This window comes from Corynebacterium nasicanis (assembly GCF_042658165.1).
Classification (GTDB): Bacteria; Actinomycetota; Actinomycetes; order Mycobacteriales; family Mycobacteriaceae; genus Corynebacterium; species Corynebacterium nasicanis.
In genome coordinates this window covers 18,600-42,528 of the sequence record NZ_JBHSQE010000001.1, presented here as the reverse complement: position 1 = coordinate 42,528, position 23,929 = coordinate 18,600, and the positions used below count along the sequence as shown (strand labels likewise).

The following is a 23,929-nucleotide window of genomic DNA, read 5'->3' as shown; positions in this document are numbered from 1 at the left end:
ACAACCGGTTCCGGGACCGGGGGACAGAGAGGGACGACGTGTCGATACGCAAGTGTGTGGGGGCCGCCGCGGCGGTGTTGCTGGGGGCCTCCCTGCTGGTGTCGTGCGGGGCGGGCGACGAAGGCTCGGGCCCGGGAGGGCGGGGGCCGGATTCGACCGACCACTTCGGTTATCTCCTCGACACCTCGCTGCGTACCTCCAACGCGGCCTCGTGGGTGGGCACGTCCTCCAATACGGAGGCGCTGTCGGGGCGGCTGTATCCGGCGGTGTTTGTCCCGGGTCCCTCCGGGCAGATGATCCCCAACACGGATCTGGTGCAGACGCAGGTGCTGCCCGGGGCGAATCGCCAGGTTGTCTACACTCTCGCCGAGCCCGCCGCGTACTCGGACGGCGTCCCCGTCACCTGCACCGACTTCCTGCTCCACTACAAGGCCGGGGTGCACGCCGGGCTGTTCGGCGCCCATCTCCCGCAGACCGATGAGGTGCTGCGCCTCGACTGCGAGCCGGGGCAGAAGCGCTTCACCGTGGTGTTCAAGGAGGAGGCGGGCGGCCGCTGGCGGCATCTTTTCGGCCCGGGCACGGTACTGCCGGCCCACGCCATCGCGGCGCGCGCGGGCATGAGCGAGCAGGAGCTGCACGCCGCCCTGCAGCAGGATGACCTGGTCACCCTCGCCGAGGTGGCGCCGATCTGGCGCGACGGCTTCAACCTGGACGCCTTCGACCCCGAGCTGCAGGTCTCCTCCGGCCCCTTCGTCATCGACCGGGTGGGGGAGCACGGCGAAGTCGTGCTCGTGCCCAACGAGCACTACTACGGCGATCAGCCGAACCTGCGCACCATCGTCGTGTGGCCGCGGGGCAGCGACCCCCGTCACCTGCGCGCCGAGGATGCCCTGCGCATCGCGGATGTGCGCACCGGCGACACGGGCTGGGTGAACCGGGACGACCCGGAGAACACCCTCGACATCACCGCAACCGTCGGCGATCTCACCGACAGCCTCGTCCTGGGGGATCAGGGCGTGTTCGCGAGCCCCTGGTCGCGGGAGTCCTTCGCCGCGTGCGTGGACCAGCGGGCGGTGGCGGAGGCGTCGTCACGCATCAGCGGCATTGAGGTCCCGCCCGTGGGCCTGCACACCCTGCCGCACCACGACCCGCTGGCCCCGCAGTTGGCGGACGTCGCGGACGCGCACCTGGGCACCGACATCCCGCGCGCACAGGAGATGGCCGGCGCGACGGTGCGGGTCGGCTACGACGGCCCCGACGAGCGCAAGGCCGCGATGGTCGAGGCGATCCGGGTGTCGTGTGAGCCGGCCGGGATCACCGTGGTCGACGCCTGGGGCGAGGCCTCCACCCTGGCGGATCTCGCGCGCACGGCGACCGGCCAGTGGGGCGAGCTGATCTACGTCGAGGGCGCCCTCGATGCGGTGCTCATGGCGGTGGACCCCCTGGCGGAGACGGGCGCGGCCTCGGCCCGCGCGACGTCGCTGGCCTATCTGCGGACCCGGGAGGAGGAGCTGTGGACGGACGTCCCGAGCATCCCCCTGTCGGCGCAACCCCGCAGATTCGTGATCGACCGCACAGTGGGTAACGTAGTGATGTACACAGGACTGGCCGGTATCGGCTGGAACATGGACCGATGGCTGAGCGAGGACGACGGTGCTGGAGCAGACGCAGATGAATAGGTACGGGAGCGCCCGCGAGGCCCTGGCGGCCCGGATCCGTTATGTGCAGGACTGGCCGGAGGAGGGGATCCTCTTCGAGGATCTCACCCCGGTGCTCGCCGACGCCGATGCGTTCCAGATCGTCGTCGACGAGCTTGCCGACGCCTGCGTCAGGCTCAACGCCGGCATGATCGGCGGCCTCGACGCCCGCGGCTTCCTCCTCGGCTCCGCCGTGGCCTACAAGCTGGGCCTCGGGGTGCTGGCGATCCGCAAAAAGGGCAAGCTCCCGCCGCCGGTGATCACGGAGGCCTACTCCCTCGAGTACGGGACCGCGGCCCTGGAGATCCCGGCGGACGGCCAGGACCTCGCGGGGGTCAAGGTGGTGCTCGTCGATGACGTCCTGGCCACCGGCGGCACCCTCGTCGCGGCCCGCAAACTCATCGAGCAGTGCGGCGCCGAGGTGGTGGGCAATGTCGTGGTCCTCGAGGTCGCGGAGCTCGGCGGCCGCGAGCGTCTGTCCGATCGACCGCTGGTGGTGATCAACGAATGACCGATCGTTCCCGTCCCCGTTCCACCGTCGGCGTGCGCGGCATGTCGGCCCGGCTGGCGCGCTCGCTGACCGGCACCCGGGTGAAGACCAACTCGGTCCTCGATCCGCTGCTGTCCATCCACCGCCAGTTCCATCCGCGTGCCGACGCCGAGGTGCTCTCCCGCGCCTACGAGCTCGCGGAGACCCTCCACGAGGGGGTGTTCCGCAAGTCGGGGGACCCCTACATCACCCACCCGCTGGCGGTGGCCACCATCGCCGCGGAGATCGGCATGGACACCACCACCCTCGTCGCGGCACTGCTGCACGACACGGTCGAGGACACCGACTACTCCCTCGAGCAGCTCACCGATGACTTCGGCGCCGAGGTCGCGCGCCTGGTCGACGGCGTGACCAAGCTGGACAAGGTGGCCCTCGGGGCGGCCGCCGAGGCCGAGACCATCCGCAAGATGATCGTCGCCATGGCCCAGGACCCGCGGGTGCTGGTGATCAAGGTCGCCGACCGCCTGCACAACATGCGCACCATGCGTTTCCTGCCCCCGGAAAAGCAGGCCAAGAAGGCCCGGCAGACCCTCGAGGTCATCGCCCCGCTCGCGCACCGCCTGGGCATGGCCAGCGTGAAGTGGGAGCTGGAGGACCTCTCCTTCGCCATCCTCTACCCGAAGAAGTACGACGAAATCGTCCGCCTCGTCGCCGACCGCGCACCGTCCCGGGACCGGGCACTCAAGGAGATCGTCACCCAGGTGACCTCCGCGCTGCGGGAGAACAACATCGAGGCCGAGGTCATGGGCCGCCCGAAGCACTACTGGTCGATCTACCAGAAGATGATCGTGCGGGGCCGCGACTTCGACGAGATCTTCGACCTCGTGGGTATCCGCATCCTCGTCGACAACGTCAACAACTGCTACGCGGCCATCGGCGTCGTGCACTCGCTGTACTCCGCGCTGCCGGGCCGCTTCAAGGACTACATCTCCTCCCCGCGCTTCGGGGTGTACCAGTCGCTGCACACCACGGTCATGGCCCTCCAGGGCCGGCCCCTGGAGGTGCAGGTGCGCACCCACGAGATGCACTACAACGCCGAGTTCGGCGTCGCTGCGCACTGGCGCTACAAGGAGACCAAGGGCTCCCACAAGGGCGACCGCGAGGAAGTCGACCAGATGGCGTGGATGCGCCAGCTGCTCGACTGGCAGAAGGAGGCCGCGGACCCCAACGAGTTCCTCGACTCCCTGCGCTACGACCTCACCGCCAAGCAGATCTTCGTGTTCACCCCCAAGGGTGACGTGGTCAACCTGCCGGCCGAATCCACCCCGGTGGACTTCGCCTACGCGGTGCACACCGAGGTCGGCCACCGCTGCATCGGCGCGAAGGTCAACGGCAAGCTCGTGGCGCTTGAGTCGGCGCTGAAATCCGGCGACCGCGTCGAGGTGTTCACCTCCAAGGACCAGAACGCCGGGCCCTCCCGCGACTGGCAGGACTTCGTCGTCTCGCCGCGGGCGAAGGCGAAGATCCGGCAGTGGTTCGCCAAGGAACGCCGCGAGGAGCATCTCGACGCCGGGCGCGACGCCCTCGCCGCCGAGGTCCAGCGCGGCGGGCTGCCGATGCACCGGCTGTTCACCGCGCAGTCGATGAAGACGGTGGCCACGCAGCTGCATTACCCGGACGTCGATGCGCTCTACACCGCCATCGGCGCGGGCAGCGTCTCCGCGCAGCACGTGGCGAATCAGCTCATGGCCGCTTTCGGCGACCAGGACGACGCCGTCGACGCCCTGGCCGCCCGCACCCCGATCTCCGAGATCATCAGCTCGCGGGCGCGCGCCACGGATTCGGAGGCCGGCACCGGCGTCCTCGTCGAAGGCAGCCCCGACGTCATGGCGAAGATGGCGAAGTGCTGTCAGCCCGTGCCCGGCGACGAGATCTTCGGCTTCGTCACCCGCGGCGGGGGAGTTTCGGTCCACCGCACGGACTGCACCAACGCGGAGAAGCTGCGGCTGGAGCCCGAGCGGCTTATCGACGTCGCCTGGGCCGCCGCCGGCGTCCCCGGCGGGGCCTTCGCCGCGACCCTGCAGGTCGAGGCACTCGACCGCCAGGGCCTGCTCTTCGAGATCACCCGCGTGTTCAGCGAGCAGAAGCTGTCGGTGATGTCGATGAACTCGCACGCCTCCGACGACCACATCGCCACCGTGCGGATGACCTTCTCCGTGTCCGACACCAAGCAGCTGGGTCAGCTGTTGACCACGCTGCGCAACACCGAGGGAGTTTTCGACGTGTACCGCGTCACCGCCTGACCCGGCGGGCGCTACGGTTGAGGGCGTGGACCGCTTCCTCGACGAACTGCTCATTGAACCCTGGCGCATCCCCGTCATCATCACGACCGCCACGGGTATCTACCTCGGCTTCATGCTGCTGGCCAAGCTCTTCGGCTCGCGCATCCTCATGGCGATGACCGCCTCCGACGCGGTCATCGTCATCATGTTCGGCGCCGTGTCCGGCCGCGTCATCATCGGCCACCCGCCGACCCTGGCCGCCGGACTCCTCGGCCTGACCACGCTCATGTGCCTGGAGGCGGCCTTCGGCACCCTGCGCCGTTTCACCGGTTGGGGTCGGCTGCTTAACCGGCGTCCGGTGCTCGTGGTCCGCGAGGGGGAGATGCTTATCGACGCCATGCGGCACGCCCACATCAGCCGCACCGATGTGCTCACCGCCGTGCGCCGCGCCGGCCTGGGGTCGATCACCCAGGTGCAGGCGATGGTTCTCGAGCCGACGGGCACGATGTCCGTCATCCGCACCGGGCAGCCCTTCGACCCCGCGGTCCTGCGCGGCGTCGCCGACCACTAGAAACGTCACAGGCCGCCCTCCCCGTCGTGGGGAGGGCGGCCTGGTGAACTGGCGTGAAGTACTGCTTCTTAGCCGTTGATGCGCTGGAAGAAGACGAAAGCGGCGGAGAGGGCGCCGATGATGGCGGTGAAGATGCCGATCCAGTCCTTGAGCTCGCCGGGCTTGACCTGGCCGGTCTCCTTGTCGGAGGAGCCAGCGAACATGCCCTCGGAAGAGCCAGCTTCCTGGGTGTCGCCGGTGGTTCCGGACTGCGCGACGACGTTGACGGTCTCGGCGGAGGCGATGGCCGGAGCAGCGACACCAGCGGTGGTCAGAGCGATGGAGGTGGCAACGGCGGCGATGGCCTTGCGGGAGAAGAGCTTCATGGGGATACCAGTTCCTTGGAAGGGTCGGAAAATATGTGAACAGGCAGTACTTTATATCTCCCGGCAGGACTGTGCAACAGGTTGATTACGAAATGTCGCAGAGGGGCGGGAATCACACTGCCCCGCCCCGGAGAGCCGGGGCGGGGCAGGTGAGGCGTCGATAAGCTGTTTAGCCGGCCTTCTCGATGCGGACCTCGTCGGCGGGAGCACCGTCGGCGGCTCCGCCCTGGGCGCCCGCGGCGGCGATCTTGTCGAGCGTGTCCAGGCCCTCCGCGGAGATCTGGCCGAAGTAGGTGTAGTCCGGGGCCAGCGGGGAGTCCTGGTAGTTGAGGAAGAACTGCGAGCCGTTGGTGTTCGGGCCGGCGTTGGCCATGGCGATGGACCCACGCGGGTAGATCACCGGGGAGGAGGCCGGGCCGTCGAGCTCATCGGTGGGGTACTCGTTGGCGAACTGGAAGCCCGGGCCGCCGGCGCCGGTGCCGGAGGGGTCGCCACACTGCAGGACGTGGATGCCCGAGGTGGTCAGGCGGTGGCAGACCGTGTCGTCGTAGTAGCCCTCCTTGGCGAAGTGCTCGATGGCGTTGACGGTGCACGGGGCGACGGAACGGTCGAGCTCCATGCCGATGGGGCCCTGGTTCGTCGTCAGGGTGAGGGCGACGGTGCCCTCGGTGGAGATGTTCTCGGTCGCCGGGGTGCTCACCTCGCGGGAGGCGTCTCCGGCGCTCGGGTACTCACAGGTCACCGTGGCGGGCAGGGCGGTGGCGCGCGCCATGGTCAGCGGCTCCATCTCCGGGGTCTCCGGGGTGGAGGTCGACTGCTCATCGGCCGTGATCTGCTCACCCGTGTCGCGGGTGGCGAGGAACCAGATGCCGCCGACCAGGGCCAGGATCACCACGGCCGCGGCGGCGCCGATCATGAGCGGGCGGGACTTCTCGGCGCGGTCGCGGGATTTCAGTTCGCGGTCAAGCTGGGCGAGAGCATCCTCGCCGCGTTTCCTGTTGTCGGTCACCGGGGCCTTCTTCTGACGTCGTCGGACATGTACGGTCAGTCAGTCTAACCGGCGGGGAGGGGGCGTGGCACCGTGTGGTGGAGATCTCTATTGTGGGGGCATGGCCAACGTCACCTTCAAGAACGAGTCCACCTCCACCTCCGGCGAGCTGCCCGCCGTCGGCGCGCAGCTGCCCGACTTCACCCTCGTGGGCACCGACCTCTCCGAGCTCACCCCGGCCGATTTCGCCGGTAAGCGCGTCGTGCTCAACATCTTCCCCTCCCTGGACACCGGCGTCTGCGCGGCCTCGGTCCGCGAGTTCAACAAGCGCGCCACCTCGCTCGACAACACCGTCGTGCTCGGCGTGTCCGAGGACCTGCCCTTCGCCCACGGCCGTTTCTGCTCCGCCGAGGGCATCGACAACGTCACCACCGGTTCCGCCTTCCGCTCCACCTTCGGGCAGGATTACGGCCTCACCCTCGAGGGCTCCCCGCTGCAGGGGCTGCTGGCCCGCGCGGTGATCGTCGCCGATGAGGACGGCAAGGTCGTCTACACCCAGCTCGTCGAGGAGATCACCGACGAGCCGGATTACGACGCCGCCGTCAACGCCCTGTCCTAGACTCATCCCCGTCCGCCCCGGCCACCAGCACGGTTGGTCGGGGCTTTGTCCTGTCTGCCATGATGACACCCATGACCCGTTCGGAGCGCAAGCACCTCCTGGCCATCGTGGCGGCCATCGTCCTCATCCTCGGCGGCATCGTCGCCGCCGTCGTGTTCGGCGTGAAGGATGCGGAACCGGAGGTCGTGGCAGAGCAGGCGGCGGTTGCCGCCGCGGAGCCGGCGGAGGCGCCCGAGCCGTTGGACAACGTGAAGGTCAACCGCATCTACCAGGGGGAGGTGCCGGAGGTGGGGGAGACGTTCCGCACCGGGAGCCGATCCTTCGAGTACATGCGCAGCTGGGAAGGGGAGGTCGAGGTGTGGCGCGGCTACGCCCCGCAGATCATCCTCGGCCCCGGCGAGAACTGGTTCCCGGCCGGGCAGCCCGGCTGCGGGGAGGGGCGCTACGTGGTGTCCTTCGCCGCCTCCGGCCCCATCAGCGCCTCGTTGATCGACGAGGAAGGCGAGATCACCGCGGAGCAGGACTCCCGCACGGGCTGGATGCTTCTCGACGACTGCCAGCTGCCCCACGTCGCCCTGCCCACCGGGGCCGAGAGCTCCTCCGACACCGTGGTCTTCGAGGCCCACGAGTTCCAGCCCGCCTCCTAGCCTGTCGCGGTTTCCCCAGGTCGCTGTGCATCGGTGCCGGACTGTTCACCTGGAGTGTCGTGTCCTAGACTTTCCCCCATGCAGCTCCATGGATTCGCCGCCGGCCCCTACCAGACCAACACGTTCGTCGTCGTCAACGAGGGACGCGCCGGAGTCGTCGACCCCGGCATGCACTCCGCCCGGCAGGTCAACGCCCTGCTGGAGGAGACGGGTGCAGAGCTGAGCGAGATCGTGTGCACCCACGGCCACATCGACCACGTCCGGGAGGCCGGGGACCTCGCCGCCCGCTACGGCGTGCCCGTCCACCTCCACCCGGCGGACGAGTTCATGCTCCAGCCGGAGGGCATCATGCCGCAGTCGCGGGTGCTCTTCGAGGTGGAGAAGATGGTGCCCATCGCCGATCTGCGCCCGCTGAGCGATGGCGGCACGGTGCAGCTGGCGGGCATCGAGTTCCGCACCCTCCACGCACCCGGGCATTCCCCCGGCTCCATGCTGCTCGTCCACGAGGACTTCTGCTTCACCGGTGACGTGCTGTTCAAGGGCTCCATCGGGCGCACCGATTTTCCCACCTCCTCGCCGGAGGACATGGACGCCACCTTGCGCGGACCGGTGTGGGACCTGGCGGACACCCTGCAGCTCTTCCCCGGCCACGGCCCCGCCACCACCATGCGCGCCGAGCGCCAGACGAACCCGTTCCTGCTCGCGCTGGGTCGCTAGGTAAAGTGAGTCCCCGTGAGTGACGCGAAGATGAAGTTTGCCTCCCTGTCCGCGCCCAAGGGCGTGCCGGACTATTTCCCGCCCGTCTCCCCGGTGTTCCGCCACGTGCGCGACACCTTCGTGGAGCAGGCACACCTCGCCGGCTTCCAGCACATCGAGCTGCCCGTCTTCGAGGACACCACGCTGTTCGCGCGCGGCGTCGGCGAGTCCACCGATGTGGTGAGCAAGGAGATGTACACCTTCGCCGACCGCGGGGGCCGTTCCGTCACCCTGCGCCCCGAGGGCACCGCCGGCGTCATGCGCGCGGTCATCGAGCACAACCTCGATCGCGGCCAGCTGCCCGTCAAGCTCGTCTACGCCGGGCCCTTCTTCCGCTACGAGCGCCCGCAGGCGGGCCGCTACCGCCAGCTGCAGCAGGTCGGCGTCGAGGCCATCGGTGTCGACGACCCGGCTCTCGACGCCGAGATCATCGCCCTCGCCGACCGCTCCTACCGTTCCCTCGGGCTGCGCGAGTTCCGCCTGGAGCTGACCTCGCTGGGCGATCACACCTGCCGCCCGGCCTACCGCGCCCGCCTGCAGGACTTCCTCTTCGGGTTGCCGCTCGACGAGGAGACCCGGAAGCGTGCGGAGATCAACCCGCTGCGCGTCCTCGACGACAAGCGCCCCGAGGTCCAGGAGATGACCGCTAACGCCCCGCTCATGCTCGACCACCTCTCCACCGAGGCGCGCGAGCACTTCGAGACGGTCACCGGGCTGCTCGACGACATGGCCGTGCCGTACGTCATCAACCCGCGCATGGTCCGCGGCCTCGACTACTACACCAAGACCTGCTTCGAGTTCGTCCACGACGGCCTCGGCGCCCAGTCCGGCATCGGCGGCGGCGGGCGTTACGACGGGCTCATGGCCCAGCTCGGCGGCCAGGACCTCTCCGGCATCGGCTACGGCCTCGGCGTCGATCGCACCGTCCTGGCCCTGGCGGCCGAGGGTGTCACCCCGCCCGGCGTGGAGCGCCGCGTCGACGTCTACGGTGTGGCCCTGGGGGCGGAGGCGAAGAAGGCGATGGCGCGGCTGATCAACGAGCTGCGCGCCGCCGGAATCTCCGCCGACATGGCCTACGGCGATCGCGGCCTCAAGGGCGCGATGAAGGGCGCGGACCGCGCCGGCGCCCGGGTCGCACTCGTCCTCGGTGAGAACGAACTCGCCGCCGGCACGGTGGCCGTCAAGGATCTGGCGGAGCACTCGCAGTCGGACGTGGCGCTGGACGCCGTCGTCGGGGAGCTGCGGGGAAGAATGTAATCGCCCCACAACTTGCTGATGTCATGACAACTCCGGTAAACGTGTCAACATCTCACCTGCTGCACGGAGGAGGACGGATGAGCGTCACCATCGGAGTTGATGTCGGCACCCAGGGAAGCAAGGCGGCGGTCTACACCGCCGACGGCGTCCAGGTCGGCCGCGCCTACACCCCGCACACCATCACCTACCTCGGCCCGGGACGCTCGGAGATGGACCCCGAGCACCTCGTCGACGCCGCCTGCGCGGCCATCGCCGCCGCCCTCGACGACGCCGTCGCCGCGGGCATCAACCGCCGCGACGTCGCCGGCATCGCGTTGTCGGGCATCCTCGTCGGACAGGTGCTTCTCGACGCCGAGGGCACCGTCCTCCATCCCATCATCACCAGCCTGGACACCCGGGCCCAGGGCCATGCCGCCGCCGCCGGGCGCGACCTCGAGCCGCTGTGGCTCAGCGAGTCCGGCACCTCCACGCTCGACGCCTACGCCGCGCCCTTCCAGCTGCAGTGGATCCGTGACCAGCGCCCCGAGGTGTGGTCGCGGGTGGCCCGCACGGTGTCCGTCGCCCCCTACGTCTCCGCCCGCCTGGCGGGGCTGACCCAGGAGGAGATGTACACCGACCCCACCCATGCCTCCGGGTGGATGGTCGGCTGGGATCACGCGACCCGCGACTTCTCCCCGCGCCAGCTGGCCGCCTTCGGGCTGCCGAGCGAGATCCTCCCGCGCATGGTCGCCTCCGACGACATCATCGGCCACGTCACCGCGGAGTTCGCCGCCCGCACCGGACTGCCGGCGGGCACCCCGGTCGTCGCCGGGGCCGGGGATGTCATGCAGTCGACGCTGGCCACCGGCATGATCAACGTCGGCCAGGCCACCGATTCCGCCGGCACCACGAGCATCCTCACCGTCGGTGTGGACGGCGTCCTCCCCGAGGTGGCGGCCATGCCGGGGATGCTCTTCAGCCTGGGCACCCTGCCCGGGCAGGCCATCTACTGGGGCTACATCCGGGCGGGCGGGCTCTCCCTGCGCTGGTTCCGGGACCAGGTGGCCCGTCGCGAGCAGGACGACTCGATCTACGCCACCTTCGACGCCCTCGCCGCCGAGGTGCGCCCGGGTTCCGACGGTGTCCTCTTCCTGCCGTACCTGGCCGGCGGCAACCCTGACAGCCCGCACGCCTCCGGCACGTGGCTGGGCATGGATTCCGGCACCGACACCGCCCGCCTGTGGCGCAGCGCCCTCGAGGCCGTCGCCTACGAGTACGCGACCACCCTCGACGTCGTGCAGCGCGGTGGCGTGGAGCTGAGCGAGGTGCTGGTCACCGGCGGCGGGGCCGCCAGCGCGGTGTGGAATCAGATCAAGGCCGACGTCACCGGCGTCCCCTGGAACCGCCCGCACCGCGTGGACGGGCCGCCGCTGGCCAACGCCGCCCTGGCGAACCAGGCCCTCGGGCTGTCCTCCGGCCTGGCCGCCCAGCTCAGCGAGTGGAACAGCGGGGGCACCGCCGTGCTTCCCGACGCGGAAGCGCACCACTACTACCGGCAGGCCGCCGCCGAGCGCACCCGCCTGCTCACCGGCCCCATGCAGGAGGTCTTCGCCTCCGTCCGTCACCTTCGAGAGCTCTAGGAGAATCATCATGACCCTGCTGTACAAGTGGAACGCCTCCGCGCCCGAGACCGAGCTGCTGCGCACGGCCCAGCCGGAGGAGATCGCCGCCGAGCTGCGCACCCTCGGGGTGCGCTACGAGCAGTGGCCGACCCGGGAACTGGCCGAGGACGCCGACCAGGAGTCCGTCCTCGCCGCCTACGCGGAGGAGATCGCCCGCATCAGCGCGGAGGAGAACTTCGTCACCGTCGACGTCGCCCGCCTGCGTGACACCGGCCAGCCCGATTTCGCCGAGACCGCCCGGGCCGCCCGCGAGAAGTTCCTCGACGAGCACACCCACGCCGACGACGAGGTCCGCTTCTTCGTCGAGGGCTCCGGCACCTTCTACCTGCACATCGGCGACACCGTGCACGCCGTCGTCTGCGAGCGCGGTGACCTGCTGTCCGTGCCGGCGGGCTCCACCCACTGGTTCGACATGGGCACCCGGGACCCCCAGTTCTGCGCCATCCGCTTCTTCCACGACGGCGAGGGCTGGGTCGGCGACTTCACCGGGGAGAAGACCTCGGCCCGGTTCCCGGGCCACGACGAGCTGCTGGCGGGGAAGTAGGACCATGATCACCCTGCCGCGCCCGAGCGTCATCGTCCTCGACATCGAGGGCACCACCTCCTCCACCTGGTTCGTCCACGACACCCTGTACCCCTATTCCCGCGCCCGCTTCGCGGAGGTGCTCACCCGGGAGGGCGACCCGGATGTGGAGCGGGCCCGGGGGCAGATCATCGAGGAGGCGGGACTGGGGGGCGAGGTGGGCGTCGATAAGCTCGTGTCCGCCCTGGAAGGGTGGCTGGACAACGACGAGAAGCGCACGCCGCTGAAGACCTTGCAGGGGCTGATCTGGGCGGAGGGCTTCGCCGCGGGTGATCTCACGTCCCACTTCTACGCGGACGCCATCCCGGCGATCCGCGCCTGGCACGAGCAGGGGATTGACCTGACCATCTTCTCCTCCGGGTCGGTCAACGCGCAGACCGCCTGGTTCGGTAACTCCCCGGAGGGCGACCTGCTGCCGATGTTCAGCGGCCACTTCGACACCGAGAACGCCGGGCCCAAGAAGCTCGCCTCGTCCTACGCGAGCATCCGCGCGGTGCTCGGCGTGCCCGCCGAGCAGATCCTGTTCTTCTCCGACCTCGTCGAGGAACTCGACGCCGCCCGCGCGGACGGGTGGGGGACCGTCGGCGTGCGCCGCGCGGGCGACCAGTACTTCGACCAAGGTGTCGGCGATCACCCGGAGATCTCCTCCTTCGCGCAGGTGACCTGGCAGTGAGCGTGCTCGGCGGCCCGGTCGGCGGGCATTACGACGTCGCGGTCATCGGCGGCGGCATCTCCGGCGTCCAGATCGCCCGCCACGCCGCCGGGCGCGGGCTGCGGACGATCCTGCTGGAGCGCACCGACTTCGGCGCGGGGACCTCGGCGGCCACCACCAAGGCGATCCACGGCGGGCTGCGCTACCTCGAGCAGTATGATTTCCGCGTCGTCGCCGAGTCGGTGAGCGAACGCCGCTACCTGGGGCTGGCCGCCCCGCACCTCGTGCAGCCGCGCAGTTTCCTGCTCACCGCCTACGACTGGTCGGCGCCGCCGGCACCCGTCCTCGGCGCGGGTGTCGCGCTCTACGAGGCGATGGCCTGGCGCCGCAATGCCGGCATTCCCAAGGACATCCGCTCGCCGCGCTTCCGGTGGATCGGGAAGAAAGCCCTGCTCAGGCAGGTGCCGTGGCTGAGCCCCGAGGGCCTCACCGGCGCCTGGCGCCACGACGACACCCTCAACATCCACCCCGAGCGCCTGCTGCTGGCTATCCTCAAATCCTTCGTCGCCGACGGCGGCACCGCGCTCAACCACGCCGAGGTCACCGGCCTGTTGCGTGACGACGCCGGCGCGGTCCGCGGCGTCCGCGTCAACGACAGCCAGGACATCACGGCGACCGTGACGGTCAACGCCGCCGGCCCCTGGGTCGCCTCCGCGCTCGGGGACCTGGCGACCACCGCCGGGGTCCGGGTCCGGCAGGCCAAGGGCGTGCACCTGGTCACCCGCGACCTGGGCAACCGGGACGGCGTCTTCGTCCGCGGGCGCAACGGCCGCCACATCGTGGTCAACCCGTGGCAGGGCAAGACCCTCGTCGGCCCCACGGACACCCCCATGTCCGGCAGCGCCGACGACGCCGTCACCGAGGTCGAGGACATCAACCTCCTGCGCGAGACCCTCGACTCGGTCTCCGCGACGCCGCTGCTGCGCGCGGACGTGGAATCGACCATCGTCGGCGTGCGCCCGCTCATCGACGACGGTTCCGACACCTACACATCCTCCCGCCGCTTCGAGATCCTCGACCACGCCTCCACCGGGCTGCCGGGCCTGTACTCGGTGACCGGAGGCAAGTGGACGACCGGGCGCGCGATGGGGCAGCAGGTCACCGACGCCCTCATCACGGCCCACCGCGGGGAACTGCCGCCGACGCGCGACTTCGATTCCCGCCACCTCGACCTGTCGACCTCCTTCGGCGACTACGACACCGTGACCGCCGCCTTCGAGGCCGCCGCGGCGCGGGTCCCCGCGGCCGGACTCCCGCGCGACACCCGCATCCACCTGGCGCGGCTCTACGGCACCGAGCATGAGGCGGTGCTGCGCCTCGTCGTGGAGCACCCGCACCTGGGTACCTCCATCCCGGGCAGCGCCGACATCCTCGCGCAGGCCGTGTACGCGGTGAGCGAGGAGGCCGCCGAGACCCTCCGGGACGTCCTCGACCGGCGCCTCACGGTGGGCACCCTGGGGCTCGTGCAGGAGGCCGCGGCCCGTCTGGTGGCCGAGACCATCGCCCCGCTTCTGGGGTGGGATGCGGACAGGCGCGAGGCCGAGGTGGCCGAGTACCTCGGGCGCCAGGTGGCGGAGTCGGCGGTGCTCGACGAGGCCTTCGGCTAGTTGAGCGTTCCCGGCAGGCCCGCGCGCAGCAGCTCCTGCGCGTCGTCCGCGGATTCCAGCGCGCGGACCACGGCCGGGAGCATGTCGGTGTGGATGAGCGGCAGGTTGCGCTCGAAGGGGTGGCCCAGCGCCCGGGTCTGCCACTCGTGGCCGGAGTGGCGGGGATCGCCTTCCGGGTAGCGGGGGTCGAGGAGGATGAAGCCGCCGGTCTCCGAGAAGTAGGGGGCCCACACCGTGGCGATACCGTGGAGGACGCGGCGCCCGGTCTCGGTCTCCACCTCCTGGAAGCGCAGGGCCGCGGGGATCCCGGCCGCGCGGTACAGGGCCACGAGCAGCGCGGCCTGGTTGTAGCAGAGGCCCTCCCCGGCGCGCAGAGTGTCGGAAGCGGTGACGGTGACGCCGGTGCCCCCGGTGTCGGCGGGGTGGGAGATGCGGTCGCGGACGTAGGCGAAGACAGTGCGCACGGTCTCCGGCGGCTCGGCGCCGCTCAGGGCGTGGGCGAGGGCGGTGATGTCGGGGTGGTCGGCGTCGATGTGGGTGGTGGGGGCGAGGAACTCGGCGTCGAGATGCATGGGGTCATGATAGGCATATCTCCCCAGGTATAGCTCGCCATGGATATCTCGAGTGGAGGGGCCGTCCGGCGGTGGTTCTACTCGACCTATCCATGCCGAGCTATTCCTGAGGGGATATGCCTCAGGCTCAGCACTCCGGCAGGGCCACCGGCACCCCGAGGTGGACGGCGAGACCCCCGGTGGCGGTCTCCTTGTACTTGCTCATCATGTCGCGGCCGGTGGCGGCCATGGTGCGGATCACCTCGTCGAGGCTCACCCGGTGGGTGCCGGTGCCGCGCCACGCGAGGCGGGCGGCGTTGATGGCCTTGACCGCGCCGATGGCGTTGCGTTCGATGCACGGGATCTGCACCAGCCCGCCGACCGGGTCGCAGGTCAGGCCGAGGTGGTGCTCGAGGGCGATCTCGGCGGCGTGCTCCACCTGGGAGGGCGTGCCGCCGAGCAGCGCGCACAGCCCGGCGGCGGCCATGGCGGCGGCGGACCCGACCTCGCCCTGGCAGCCCACCTCGGCGCCGGAGATGGAGGCGTTGTGCTTGATGATGATCCCCACCGCCCCCGCCGTGGGCAGGAAGCGGCGGGCGGCCGCCTCATCGAAGTCCGGCAGGTACTCGCGGGCGTAGTGCAGGGTGGCGGGGATGATGCCCGCGGCGCCGTTGGTGGGGGCGGTGACCACGCGTCCCCCGGCGGCGTTCTCCTCGTTGACGGCCAGGGCCCACAGGTTGACCCATTCCATGGCCTCCAGCCCGCCGGCCCCCGGTTCCTGCCGCAGCCGTTCGTGCAGGCCCGGCGCGCGCCGCACCACGCCCAGCGGCCCGGGCAGCAGCCCGGAGGTGGACACACCCCGCGCGACGCAGTCCTGCATGGTCTCCCAGACCTCATCGAGATGCTTCTCGACGTCCCCCTCGTTCGCCGCCATCACCTCTGCGACGCTCAGCTCCTCCCGGGCGCAGTGTGCGAGCAGCTCGGCGGCGGTGGAGAAGGGGTAGGGGACGGGAGCCTCCTCCGGCCTGGCGCCGAGCTCCGCGCGGGTGGCGATGAACCCGCCGCCCACCGAGAAGTACGTCTCCTCCGCTCCTTCCGCGGCGAAGATGACGCAGTTGGGGTGCTCTGGCGCGGGTTCCGGGTCGAAGGTGAAGGAGTAGGATAGGCCGTCGATGGTCCCGGTGGGCTCGATGTGGGTGCCCAGCGGCGGGTCCGGGGGAGCGGTGGTGGGGGTGTGGCCGCAGAGTCCGAGGAGGATGGCGCGGTCGGTGCCGTGCCCGACGCCGGTGGCGGCCAGGGAGCCGCGGAGAGTGATGTCGACGTGCGCCGGGCGGCCGTGGGCGGCCAGGAAAGCAGCGGCGGCCCGCATCGGCCCCACGGTGTGGGACGATGACGGGCCGATGCCGATGCTGAAGAGCTCGACGACGCTGGGAGACATGCGCCCCAGTGTAACTAAGGTCACATGCCGTCGTGGCCGCGCAGGAGCTGGGAGAACGGGACGAGGTTCTCCGCCGGGTCGACGCCCGTGCGGCGGCGGCTGGCCTGGCCGGCGGCGGTGACCCCGCCGAGGCCACCGACGCTGGCGGAGGCCACCATCTGGTCGGCGAGTTCGGCGGCGGCGCGGTTGACGCGGGCGTCGAGAAGCGAGCCTTCCTCGGAGCCGAAATCGTCCGTCGCGGCGAAGACGCCCGTGGGCACCACGAAGGCGCGCATGTAGGTGAGCAGCGGGCGGAGGGCGAAGTCGAGCACCAGGGAGTGGCGCGCCGTGCCGGCGGTGGCCGCGATGATGACGGGCATGCCGTTGAGCGCGTCCTGGTCGAGCACGTCGAAGAAGGTCTTGAACAGGCCCGAGTAGCTGGCCTTGAACACCGGGGTGGCCACGATGAGGCCGTCGGAGGCCGAGACCATCTCCTTGGCGGCGTCGAGCGCCTCGGAGGACATGCCGGTGGTCAGCGCACGGCCGAGATCATTGACCAGTTCGCGCAGTTCCAGGACCTGGATCTGCAGGGTCTCGCCGCGCGCCGAGACCGCGGCGGTGGCGGCGGAGGCGATCTGATCGGCGACCTGGCGGGTCGTCGAGGGATTCGACAGGCCGGCCGAGATGACGGTGAGGGTACGCACTACTTCTGCTCCTCACCCGGGTTGACCAGGAAGTGCGGGCTGTCCGGGTTCGCCTTGAGGGAGGCGTGGGACGGCGGATCGGAGGGCACGTGCGCCGGGCGACGGGCCTCCATGCGGCGACGCAGCTCCGGCACGACCTGGGTGCCCAGCAGCTCGATCTGCTCGAGGACGACCTCCAGCGGCAGGCCGGCGTGATCGACGAGGAAGAGCTGGCGCTGGTAGTCGCCCACCCAGTCGGCGAACTCCATGGTGCGCTCGACGACCTGCTCGACCGTGCCGACGGTCAGCGGGGTCATGTGGGTGAACTCCTCCATCGACGGGCCGTGGCCGTAGACCGGGGCGTTGTCGAAGTAGGGGCGGAAGAAGTCCTTCGCGGCCTTCTCCGTCTCGCCGATGAACACCTGGCCGCCCAGGCCCACGATGGCCTGATCCGCCTGGCCGTGGCCGTAAGCCTCGAAGCGACGACGGTAGATGTCGACCATCTTCGCGGTGTGCTCCTTGTTCCAGAAGATGTTGTTGTGGAAGAAGCCGTCACCGTAGAAGGCGGCCTGCTCCGCGATCTGCACGGAACGGATCGAGCCGTGCCACACGAACGGCGGGACGCCGTCGAGCGGGGCCGGGGTGGAGGTGTAGCCCTGCAGCGGGGTGCGGAACTCGCCCTGCCAGTTGACCACCGGCTCGCGCCACAGGCGGCGCAGGAGGTGGTAGTTCTCGATCGCCAGCGGGATGCCCTGGCGGATGTCCTTGCCGAACCACGGGTACACCGGGCCGGTGTTGCCGCGCCCCATCATGAGGTCGACGCGGCCGTCGGCCAGGTGCTGGAGGTAGGCGTAGTCCTCGGCGATCTTCACCGGGTCATTGGTGGTGATGAGCGTCGTGGCGGTGGACAGCTGGAGCTTCTCGGTCTGGGCCGCGATGTGGGCCAGCAGGACCGGGGGCGTGCCGGGGGCGACGAAGGGCGGGTTGTGGTGCTCGCCGGTGGCGAAGACGTCGAGGCCGACCTCCTCGGCCTTGCGGGCCATGGCGACGGTGGCCTTGATCCGCTCGTGCTCGGTGGGGGCCTGGCCGGTGGTGGGGTCCGGGGTGACGTCGCCGATGGTGAAAATGCCGAACTGCATGGGGTTTCTCCTAAGGTTGTCTGCTAATGGCCTTAGTGTAGGTGACGTATCAACATCATGTCAAGGGGGCGGCGGAGTGGCTCCGGCAGGAATGCTCGTTTCTGGCGAATTGGGCGCGGCAATTCGCCAAAAACGAGCATTTGGCCGAGCGACTCTCCATCGCTCTCAGGAGTCGACCGCCTCCATGAGCACCGCGATGTCCGAGCCGCCGATGACCCGGATCGGCCTCTGATCCGTCCGCCCGTCCTCGGTGATGATCGCCGCCCGGGGCATCGACCCGTCCTTCCGGGGCTTGGTCAGGGCGTCGACCGCCTCCTGCGCCAGCACCCCACGCGGCAGGAAGATCGCGCGGTCATTGTCCTCGGCCCAGTCGAGGACCTCGGCGACAGTGCGGGCGTCGAGATGATCGTTGTCGTCGAGATCCGCCGCCACCCAGCGCGCGATGGTGTTCGTGGTGAGGATGCCGATGCACCGCCCGCCCTCGTAGATCGGCAGCTGCGAGATCGTCGTCGAACGGATGACGCGCAGGGCCTCCCGGATGTCGTCGTCCGGGGCGACCGTGCGCACCTCGTGGTGTCCCAGCACGCCCAGCGCCGTCGGGGGATCGCGCAGCAGCAGGCGGATGCGCTCGATGTCCGCCACCGTCTCCGGCAGCGGCTCTGCGATGGGCCGCATGTCGTCGGTGTAGCGGCCGTGGCTGATGGCGTTGCGCAGCTCTCCGTATTCGCGCAGGTCCACCGCGTGTTGTTCGGAGATGAGGTGCCGCCGCACCGCCTGATCGACCATCCAGCGGAAATTGTCGGTCTTCTTCGCGCTCAGCAGTTCCCGCAGGTGGGCCTCGATGTCGTTGAAGGCCGCCAGGAAGGGGATGGCGCGGTTGGGGGCAGTCTGCTCGGTCACAGGATCCAGGGTAATGAGAAGATGTCACTCATGGCCGAGTTCACACGTCCTGAGCTGGACGCCCTGCTGCGGCAGGCCGCCGAGGTGGCCGAGCGCGCCGCCCGTGCGCAGCAGCTTATCGACGCCCCCCGCACCCCGCCCCGCGCCCCCGGCGCCGTGTCCCTCGGCTTCATCATGCTTCCCCCGGGCGCGGTGGCCTGGCCGCCCCGCTTCTACGCCCTCCTGGAGATCGACGGCCTGCCCAACTCCTGGGGGCGCATCCGTCAGTTCCTCTCCGCCGCCGGGGTCATTTCCCTGTTGCGCGAGCGGGCGAAGGACGCCGCCCCCTCCATCCTGGGGCGCATCTTCGCCGGTGGCCGCATCGAGCAGGCGCGGGCGGCGGCCCGGGACCTGCAGGCACGCCTGCAGGACCACTCCTTCCAGGCGCTCGACGCCGAGGTCGCCCGCTACCTGGAGCTGGCCGAGCTGGCCGACCTGCTGCAGTCCCGCGGCGTGCGCCTGCAGCCGGGCGGGCCCGCCGATCACCTGCTGCCGGCGGTGCGGACGGCCGTCGAGAAGACGCTAGGCGCGCCGGGCTCGACGTTCGTGTCCCACGACGCCGAGGCGCAGTCGCGGGTGCTCGCCCGGGCGCGGGCGCTGGCGCAGGATCCGCATTCGGAGCCGGCGCTGCGTCGCGAAGCGGAGCGGCTTCTCGACGCCCTGACCGCAGAGCGGGCCGACCTCCTCCTGCGGCAGCTGCCCGTCGACGCGCTCAAGACCGCCACCAACGAGCGGCTGCGCTTCACCGGGCTGGAGACGATCGGCGTGTCCACGGTGGCGGATGTGCTGGCCACCCCGACCGGGCGGCTCACGCAGGTGCCGGGCATCGGGGAGACCACCGCGCGGCGGCTGCGCGCGGCGGCGGAGACTCTGCGGCAGGAGGCCGTCGGTACGCACTCGACCGGAATCGGTGACACCCCGACGGCTGCCGCGACGGCGCTCGTCCGGCTGCTCGCGCAGTTCGACCAGCTCACCGCCCTCGACGAGATCCAGCGCGCCCGGCGCCGGCGCCTCCTGGCCGCGGCGGAGCGGATTCCCGCCGCCGGGGGAGTGTGGGACGTGCTCGTGGGCGAGGGTCCGGAGTGGAACGAGTTCCTCGACGACATCGCATGGGCCGACATCCACCCGGAGCTGCTCGCGCCCGCGCGGCCGGTGAGCGTGTCGGGGGACAGCTGGTCCGACTACCTCTCGCGCCCGGCGCACTACCAGGCGCTGCTGTCCACCCTGCTGGACCTGCAGGTCGAGGGCGGCGAGGACCTGGCCGCCGACATCCTCGCCCGCATCCGCGCGCTCCGCCTCGACCAGACGCACCTGCGGGACCTGCACCTGCGCGGCTACCAGTCCTTCGGTGCCCGCTTCGCCCTCGTGCAGGAGAAGGTCATCCTCGGCGACGACATGGGCCTGGGCAAGACGGTCCAGGCGCTGGCCGCGGCGGCGCACCTGCACGCCTCCGGGCAGCGCCGCACGCTCGTCGTCTGCCCGGCCTCCGTGCTGCGCAACTGGGAGCGCGAGGCCCGCCGCTTCACCGACCTGCCCGTCTACCGCGCCCACGGCCCCGAGCGTGGGGAGGCGGTCCGCGCCTGGGAATCGGAGGGCGGCATCTGCCTGCTCACCTACGACGGGGCGCGCACCACGACGCTGGCGGCGCCCGATTTCGTGGTGGTGGATGAGGCGCACTTCATCAAGAACCCCGCCACCGGCCGCACCCGCGCCGTCCGCGCGCTTCTCGACGCCGCCCGCTACGCCCTCCTCCTCTCCGGCACGCCCCTGGAGAACCGGGTCTCCGAATTCGCCACCCTGGTGAGCTTTGTCGCCCCGGAGCTGGTGAGCACCGGCATGTCGGAGATGGCCGCGGCGGACTTCCGCAAGCGCATCGCCCCGGCCTACCTGCGTCGAAATCAAGCCGACGTCCTTGACGAACTCCCCGAGCGCCTCGACCAGACCGACTGGATCGACCTCACCCCGGCGGATGAGCGGCACTACGCCGCGGCCGTCGAGGAGGGCAACTTCATGGCCATGCGCCGCGCCGCCATGACCACCCCCGGATCCGTGCCGGCCAAACTCGAGCGCATCCAGGAGATCGTCGAGGAGGCCGCGGAGGCCGGGCGCCGCGTGCTCATCTTCACCTACTTCCTCGAGGTGCTCGACCGGCTCGAGGCAGCCTTGGGGGCGCGCGTGGTCGGGCGCCTGTCGGGCCAGGTGGCGCCGGCGACGCGGCAGTCGCTCATCGACGACCTCGGTTCCGCCCCGGCCGGGTCCGTGCTGCTGGCGCAGATCACTGCGGGCGGCACCGGCCTCAACATCCAGGCGGCCTCCGTGGTCATCCTCGTGGAACCGCAGGTCAAGCCGTCGATCGAGGCGCAGGCCATCGCCCGCGCCCACCGCATGGGGCAGACCTCCACGGTGCTCGTTCACCGGCTCATCGGCGACGACACCGTTGATGAGCGCATGGTGGAGATGCTCGCCGGCAAGGCCCAGCTTTTCGACGCCTACGCCCGCCCCTCCGAATCCGCCCAGGTGGATGACGCGGTGGATGTCACCGAGGGGCAGCTCGCCGAGGCGATCATCAGGGCGGAGCGGGAGCGCCTGGGGTTCGGGGCCTAAGGCGGCGTCTGCCCCGGCCCGCCCCCGCCACCCTGCCCCTTCGGGGCTCGGGGCTCGGGGCTCGCTTTCGTCCCCTCGGGTTCAGCCCAAATGGCGTCTATTGGGCCCAGAATCGCGCTAATGCCGAGGTCACGAACGCGAAGACATGATCCCGAGTCCCTACCCGAGTTCTTTCAAGTCTGCAACAGGAGTCCGCTCAGCCTGTGGATAACCACTGGTTGTCCACAGAACAAACGCCCCGGAACGATCGACCGGTGCCAGCCGGCTGCATCGCTGCCATCCTGCAGGCATGACGCCAGATTGGAAAGACAGACACCAGCTCAGGGACCTGCGAACAGAAACGTTGAGCTCCACCGAGATCAGTGAGGGGGTACAGAGTGGCAGACTGGTCAAGCTGACCGCCGAGATCGCGATAGACAAGCAGTACTACCACGAACTCCCGCCCTGGAAGAGGGCCGAAGCACGGGCGGTGGCCGTGGGGATCTCCGCAGATAAAGCGGTGGTCTCGGGGATGGCCGCCGCCCGTCTGTGGGGTGTCATGTTGCTGGGAGTGGAGGACGCTGTTGATCTCCACCTTCCTGGCAGGGGACGGCCGGGCGCCAAAGCGGGGTGGATAAACGGCGCCCGATATCGCTCAGCGATTCTCCCGGAATCGCAGGCGACGACTCTAGGAGGCGTCAGGGTCACAGTTCTGCTACGGGCGCTCGTCGATATCGCGCGACATGAAAGCCACTTTGAGGCGGTCGCTGCCATCGACTCGGTGCGAAGAAAATGGCCCAATGTGGACGAGGCCCGCCTGCGGAAAGAAGTCGCTGCGTACGGACGCTTTCCCGGAAAACGCAAGTTCCTCCGGGCTGTCGAGCTGTCGCGGCCGCAGATCGGCAGCCCGTGGGAGACGAAAGCACGCCTGCTGCTCGAGGAGTCTGGGATCACGGAGATCGTGACGGTGGAGACACAGGTGGAGTTCAAGGACACGATCACCGGGCAGCACTACTTCGTCGACATCCTCATCAACGGGTGGTTGGTCCTGGAGTTTGACGGGAAGTCGAAATACACCGGGGAGTACGGGGACGAACCGGAGAAGGTGATCCTCGACGAGAGGGAGCGCGAGAAGGCGCTGCAGAACCTCGGCACCACAGTGCTTCGAACTGACAAGAGCGGTTTGGACGCCAAGCCCGGAGGTACGTGTGAGATGCTCCAGATGGTTCAGCGGGCGTTGCAGAACTTCAACCCGCCGAAGAGCCTGCCCCGTGTGGACGGACTGGACAAGATCGTCAGCTGACGCTGCCCTCGGGGTTCGGCATCGCAACCTCGCGATCGTCCCCTCGAGATCGCCCCGGAAACGCGCTCGTGGGCTCGGGATCGCGGTGATCCCGAGCCCACGAGCGCGAGCCCCGAGCCCCGAGCCCCGAGGTCGGGGCCGGGGTGGTGCAGGGCAGCCGGATTAGGAGCGGTACACCCCGCGGTCGAGGGTGTCGCAGGCGGCCATGGTGCCCTCGTTGTAGCCGGTGAGGAAGGCGTTCTGGCGCTGCTCGGAGGAGCCGTGGGTCCACAGGTCGGGGCGGACCTCGCCGCCGGTGCGCTGCTGGATGTTGTCGTCGCCGACGGCGCGCGCGGTGTCGATGGCGGTGGCCACCTGCTCTCGGGTGATGGGCTCGAGCATGGCGTTCTCGCCCTTGTCGGCGTGGGAGACCCAGAGGCCGGCGTAGCAGTCGGCCTGCAGCTCGATCTTCACGGCGTTGGAGTCCTCGCCGGGATCGTTGTAGTTGGACAGGGACAGGGTGCCCTCGAGCTGCTGGATGTGGTGGCCGAACTCGTGGGCGACGATGTACATCTGCGCCAGCGGGGAGTTGGTGCCGCCGAGGCGGTCGAGCTGGTCGAAGAAGGAGACGTCGAAGTAGGCGGACTGGTCGGCGGGGCAGTAGAAGGGGCCCGTAGCCGAGGTCGCCTGCCCACAGCCGGAGTTGGTCACATTGGTGAACACCACGCGGCCGGGGGCCTGGTAGTCGATGCCGGCCTGCTCGGGAAGCATGGTCGCCCACATCTGGTCCACCGACTGGGCGGTGTAGTCGACGCGGCAGTCGGCGTACTTGTTGCCGTCCTCCGCGGTCTGGCAGTGTTCGAGCTGGCTTTCGGGGCCGCCGGAGGACTGGCCGCCGCCGAGCATTCCGCCGATGTCGGAGGGGTTTCCGCCCATGAGCAGGAAGAGGCCGATGAGGAGCAGGGAGCCGATACCGCCGCCGGCGGCGATGCGTCCGCCACTACCGCCAGTGGTGGCTCGGCGACCACCGGTGACGTTGGCGTCTTTACGGAATGTCATGTGTTGATAATGCCATAGATCACATATGCAGGTGGGGGAGT

General features: G+C 69.9%; 22 protein-coding genes. 14 read left to right on the top strand and 8 right to left on the bottom strand.

Annotation, left to right across the window (positions count from 1 at the left end; genetic code table 11):
• The first annotated feature begins 38 nt into the window (after positions 1-38).
• The 4 genes from ACFPUZ_RS00195 to ACFPUZ_RS00180 are packed head-to-tail and all read left to right on the top strand — an operon-like array spanning position 39 to position 5,040.
• A complete protein-coding gene (locus ACFPUZ_RS00195; protein WP_376998673.1) occupies positions 39-1,679 on the top strand; it encodes an ABC transporter substrate-binding protein in 1,641 nt (546 codons plus the stop codon).
• Positions 1,672-2,208 (top strand): adenine phosphoribosyltransferase, encoded by a 537-nt coding sequence (locus tag ACFPUZ_RS00190; RefSeq protein ID WP_376998671.1) that lies wholly within the window; start codon positions 1,672-1,674, stop codon positions 2,206-2,208. The genes ACFPUZ_RS00195 and ACFPUZ_RS00190 overlap by 8 nt, the downstream gene beginning before the upstream one ends.
• Positions 2,205-4,490, top strand: coding sequence for a RelA/SpoT family protein (locus ACFPUZ_RS00185; protein WP_376998669.1), 2,286 nt, complete (start codon positions 2,205-2,207; stop codon positions 4,488-4,490). The genes ACFPUZ_RS00190 and ACFPUZ_RS00185 overlap by 4 nt, the downstream gene beginning before the upstream one ends.
• A gap of 25 nt (positions 4,491-4,515) precedes the next feature.
• Positions 4,516-5,040 carry a DUF421 domain-containing protein gene (locus tag ACFPUZ_RS00180; protein WP_376998667.1) on the top strand — a complete coding sequence of 175 codons (525 nt, stop codon included), beginning with the start codon at positions 4,516-4,518 and terminating at the stop codon, positions 5,038-5,040.
• 68 nt (positions 5,041-5,108) lie between these two features.
• Here ACFPUZ_RS00180 and ACFPUZ_RS00175 read toward each other — a convergent pair whose 3' ends face one another.
• Both ACFPUZ_RS00175 and ACFPUZ_RS00170 read right to left on the bottom strand, forming a co-directional pair.
• On the bottom strand, positions 5,109-5,405 hold the full coding sequence (locus tag ACFPUZ_RS00175) for a hypothetical protein (RefSeq protein WP_376998665.1): 297 nt from the start codon (positions 5,403-5,405) through the stop codon (positions 5,109-5,111).
• Between the two features lie 169 nt (positions 5,406-5,574).
• Entirely contained in the window at positions 5,575-6,414 is an 840-nt protein-coding gene (locus ACFPUZ_RS00170) for a peptidylprolyl isomerase (protein ID WP_376998663.1), read from the bottom strand.
• Between the two features lie 100 nt (positions 6,415-6,514).
• Here ACFPUZ_RS00170 and tpx point away from each other — a divergent pair, with 100 nt between their 5' ends.
• The 8 genes from tpx to ACFPUZ_RS00130 all read left to right on the top strand — a co-directional run bounded on the left by tpx (position 6,515) and on the right by ACFPUZ_RS00130 (position 14,235).
• Positions 6,515-7,012: a thiol peroxidase gene (tpx, locus tag ACFPUZ_RS00165; RefSeq protein WP_376998661.1), complete on the top strand. Its 498-nt coding sequence runs from the start codon at positions 6,515-6,517 to the stop codon at positions 7,010-7,012.
• A gap of 71 nt (positions 7,013-7,083) precedes the next feature.
• Positions 7,084-7,659, top strand: coding sequence for a hypothetical protein (locus ACFPUZ_RS00160; protein WP_376998660.1), 576 nt, complete (start codon positions 7,084-7,086; stop codon positions 7,657-7,659).
• 78 nt (positions 7,660-7,737) lie between these two features.
• The gene (locus ACFPUZ_RS00155; RefSeq protein ID WP_376998658.1) at positions 7,738-8,376 is read left to right on the top strand and encodes an MBL fold metallo-hydrolase; all 639 of its coding nucleotides are present in this window, start codon (positions 7,738-7,740) and stop codon (positions 8,374-8,376) included.
• 30 nt (positions 8,377-8,406) lie between these two features.
• A complete protein-coding gene (gene hisS, locus ACFPUZ_RS00150) occupies positions 8,407-9,672 on the top strand; it encodes a histidine--tRNA ligase (RefSeq protein WP_376999924.1) in 1,266 nt (421 codons plus the stop codon).
• Positions 9,673-9,749: 77 nt separating this feature from the next.
• Positions 9,750-11,291 (top strand): xylulokinase, encoded by a 1,542-nt coding sequence (locus tag ACFPUZ_RS00145; RefSeq protein ID WP_376998656.1) that lies wholly within the window; start codon positions 9,750-9,752, stop codon positions 11,289-11,291.
• Between the two features lie 10 nt (positions 11,292-11,301).
• Entirely contained in the window at positions 11,302-11,877 is a 576-nt protein-coding gene (locus tag ACFPUZ_RS00140; RefSeq protein WP_376998654.1) for a 1,2-dihydroxy-3-keto-5-methylthiopentene dioxygenase, read from the top strand.
• A gap of 4 nt (positions 11,878-11,881) precedes the next feature.
• Positions 11,882-12,589, top strand: coding sequence for an acireductone synthase (gene mtnC / locus ACFPUZ_RS00135; protein ID WP_376998653.1), 708 nt, complete (start codon positions 11,882-11,884; stop codon positions 12,587-12,589).
• The gene (locus ACFPUZ_RS00130) at positions 12,586-14,235 is read left to right on the top strand and encodes a glycerol-3-phosphate dehydrogenase/oxidase (RefSeq protein WP_376998651.1); all 1,650 of its coding nucleotides are present in this window, start codon (positions 12,586-12,588) and stop codon (positions 14,233-14,235) included. Before mtnC ends, ACFPUZ_RS00130 begins: the two co-directional genes overlap by 4 nt.
• Here the strand turns inward: ACFPUZ_RS00130 and ACFPUZ_RS00125 are convergent.
• The 5 genes from ACFPUZ_RS00125 to ACFPUZ_RS00105 form a co-directional block, all read right to left on the bottom strand.
• Positions 14,232-14,807: a transglutaminase-like domain-containing protein gene (locus ACFPUZ_RS00125; protein WP_376998649.1), complete on the bottom strand. Its 576-nt coding sequence runs from the start codon at positions 14,805-14,807 to the stop codon at positions 14,232-14,234. The two genes, ACFPUZ_RS00130 and ACFPUZ_RS00125, sit on opposite strands and share 4 nt — an antisense overlap.
• Positions 14,808-14,934: 127 nt before the next feature.
• Complete coding sequence (locus ACFPUZ_RS00120; RefSeq protein ID WP_376998647.1) at positions 14,935-16,224, bottom strand: L-serine ammonia-lyase; 1,290 nt, start codon at positions 16,222-16,224, stop codon at positions 14,935-14,937.
• Between the two features lie 20 nt (positions 16,225-16,244).
• Positions 16,245-16,907, bottom strand: coding sequence for an FMN reductase (locus ACFPUZ_RS00115; protein ID WP_376998645.1), 663 nt, complete (start codon positions 16,905-16,907; stop codon positions 16,245-16,247).
• A complete protein-coding gene (locus tag ACFPUZ_RS00110; protein ID WP_376998643.1) occupies positions 16,907-18,025 on the bottom strand; it encodes an LLM class flavin-dependent oxidoreductase in 1,119 nt (372 codons plus the stop codon). The genes ACFPUZ_RS00115 and ACFPUZ_RS00110 overlap by 1 nt, the downstream gene beginning before the upstream one ends.
• A gap of 165 nt (positions 18,026-18,190) precedes the next feature.
• The gene (locus tag ACFPUZ_RS00105) at positions 18,191-18,925 is read right to left on the bottom strand and encodes a CBS domain-containing protein (protein WP_376998641.1); all 735 of its coding nucleotides are present in this window, start codon (positions 18,923-18,925) and stop codon (positions 18,191-18,193) included.
• 30 nt (positions 18,926-18,955) lie between these two features.
• Here ACFPUZ_RS00105 and ACFPUZ_RS00100 point away from each other — a divergent pair, with 30 nt between their 5' ends.
• Both ACFPUZ_RS00100 and ACFPUZ_RS00095 read left to right on the top strand, forming a co-directional pair.
• Positions 18,956-21,568: a DEAD/DEAH box helicase gene (locus tag ACFPUZ_RS00100; protein WP_376998640.1), complete on the top strand. Its 2,613-nt coding sequence runs from the start codon at positions 18,956-18,958 to the stop codon at positions 21,566-21,568.
• Positions 21,569-21,857: 289 nt separating this feature from the next.
• The gene (locus tag ACFPUZ_RS00095) at positions 21,858-22,850 is read left to right on the top strand and encodes a hypothetical protein (protein WP_376998638.1); all 993 of its coding nucleotides are present in this window, start codon (positions 21,858-21,860) and stop codon (positions 22,848-22,850) included.
• Between the two features lie 162 nt (positions 22,851-23,012).
• On the opposite strand, the gene ypfJ is transcribed toward ACFPUZ_RS00095, so the two are convergent.
• On the bottom strand, positions 23,013-23,888 hold the full coding sequence (ypfJ, locus tag ACFPUZ_RS00090; protein ID WP_376998636.1) for a KPN_02809 family neutral zinc metallopeptidase: 876 nt from the start codon (positions 23,886-23,888) through the stop codon (positions 23,013-23,015).
• Positions 23,889-23,929 lie beyond the last annotated feature (41 nt).

What these genes read in the sequence shown, in the direction of transcription:
- ACFPUZ_RS00190 (WP_376998671.1), top strand. Translation starts at nt 1,672, where the DNA reads ATGAATAGGTACGGGAGCGCCCGCGAGGCCCTGGCGGCCCGGATCCGT.
- ACFPUZ_RS00185 (WP_376998669.1), top strand. Translation starts at nt 2,205, where the DNA reads ATGACCGATCGTTCCCGTCCCCGTTCCACCGTCGGCGTGCGCGGCATG.
- ACFPUZ_RS00175 (WP_376998665.1), bottom strand. Translation starts at nt 5,405, where the DNA reads ATGAAGCTCTTCTCCCGCAAGGCCATCGCCGCCGTTGCCACCTCCATC.
- tpx (WP_376998661.1), top strand. Translation starts at nt 6,515, where the DNA reads ATGGCCAACGTCACCTTCAAGAACGAGTCCACCTCCACCTCCGGCGAG.
- ACFPUZ_RS00160 (WP_376998660.1), top strand. Translation starts at nt 7,084, where the DNA reads ATGACCCGTTCGGAGCGCAAGCACCTCCTGGCCATCGTGGCGGCCATC.
- ACFPUZ_RS00155 (WP_376998658.1), top strand. Translation starts at nt 7,738, where the DNA reads ATGCAGCTCCATGGATTCGCCGCCGGCCCCTACCAGACCAACACGTTC.
- hisS (WP_376999924.1), top strand. Translation starts at nt 8,407, where the DNA reads ATGAAGTTTGCCTCCCTGTCCGCGCCCAAGGGCGTGCCGGACTATTTC.
- ACFPUZ_RS00145 (WP_376998656.1), top strand. Translation starts at nt 9,750, where the DNA reads ATGAGCGTCACCATCGGAGTTGATGTCGGCACCCAGGGAAGCAAGGCG.
- ACFPUZ_RS00140 (WP_376998654.1), top strand. Translation starts at nt 11,302, where the DNA reads ATGACCCTGCTGTACAAGTGGAACGCCTCCGCGCCCGAGACCGAGCTG.
- mtnC (WP_376998653.1), top strand. Translation starts at nt 11,882, where the DNA reads ATGATCACCCTGCCGCGCCCGAGCGTCATCGTCCTCGACATCGAGGGC.
- ACFPUZ_RS00125 (WP_376998649.1), bottom strand. Translation starts at nt 14,807, where the DNA reads ATGCATCTCGACGCCGAGTTCCTCGCCCCCACCACCCACATCGACGCC.
- ACFPUZ_RS00120 (WP_376998647.1), bottom strand. Translation starts at nt 16,224, where the DNA reads ATGTCTCCCAGCGTCGTCGAGCTCTTCAGCATCGGCATCGGCCCGTCA.
- ACFPUZ_RS00110 (WP_376998643.1), bottom strand. Translation starts at nt 18,025, where the DNA reads ATGCAGTTCGGCATTTTCACCATCGGCGACGTCACCCCGGACCCCACC.
- ACFPUZ_RS00100 (WP_376998640.1), top strand. Translation starts at nt 18,956, where the DNA reads ATGGCCGAGTTCACACGTCCTGAGCTGGACGCCCTGCTGCGGCAGGCC.
- ACFPUZ_RS00095 (WP_376998638.1), top strand. Translation starts at nt 21,858, where the DNA reads ATGACGCCAGATTGGAAAGACAGACACCAGCTCAGGGACCTGCGAACA.
- ypfJ (WP_376998636.1), bottom strand. Translation starts at nt 23,888, where the DNA reads ATGACATTCCGTAAAGACGCCAACGTCACCGGTGGTCGCCGAGCCACC.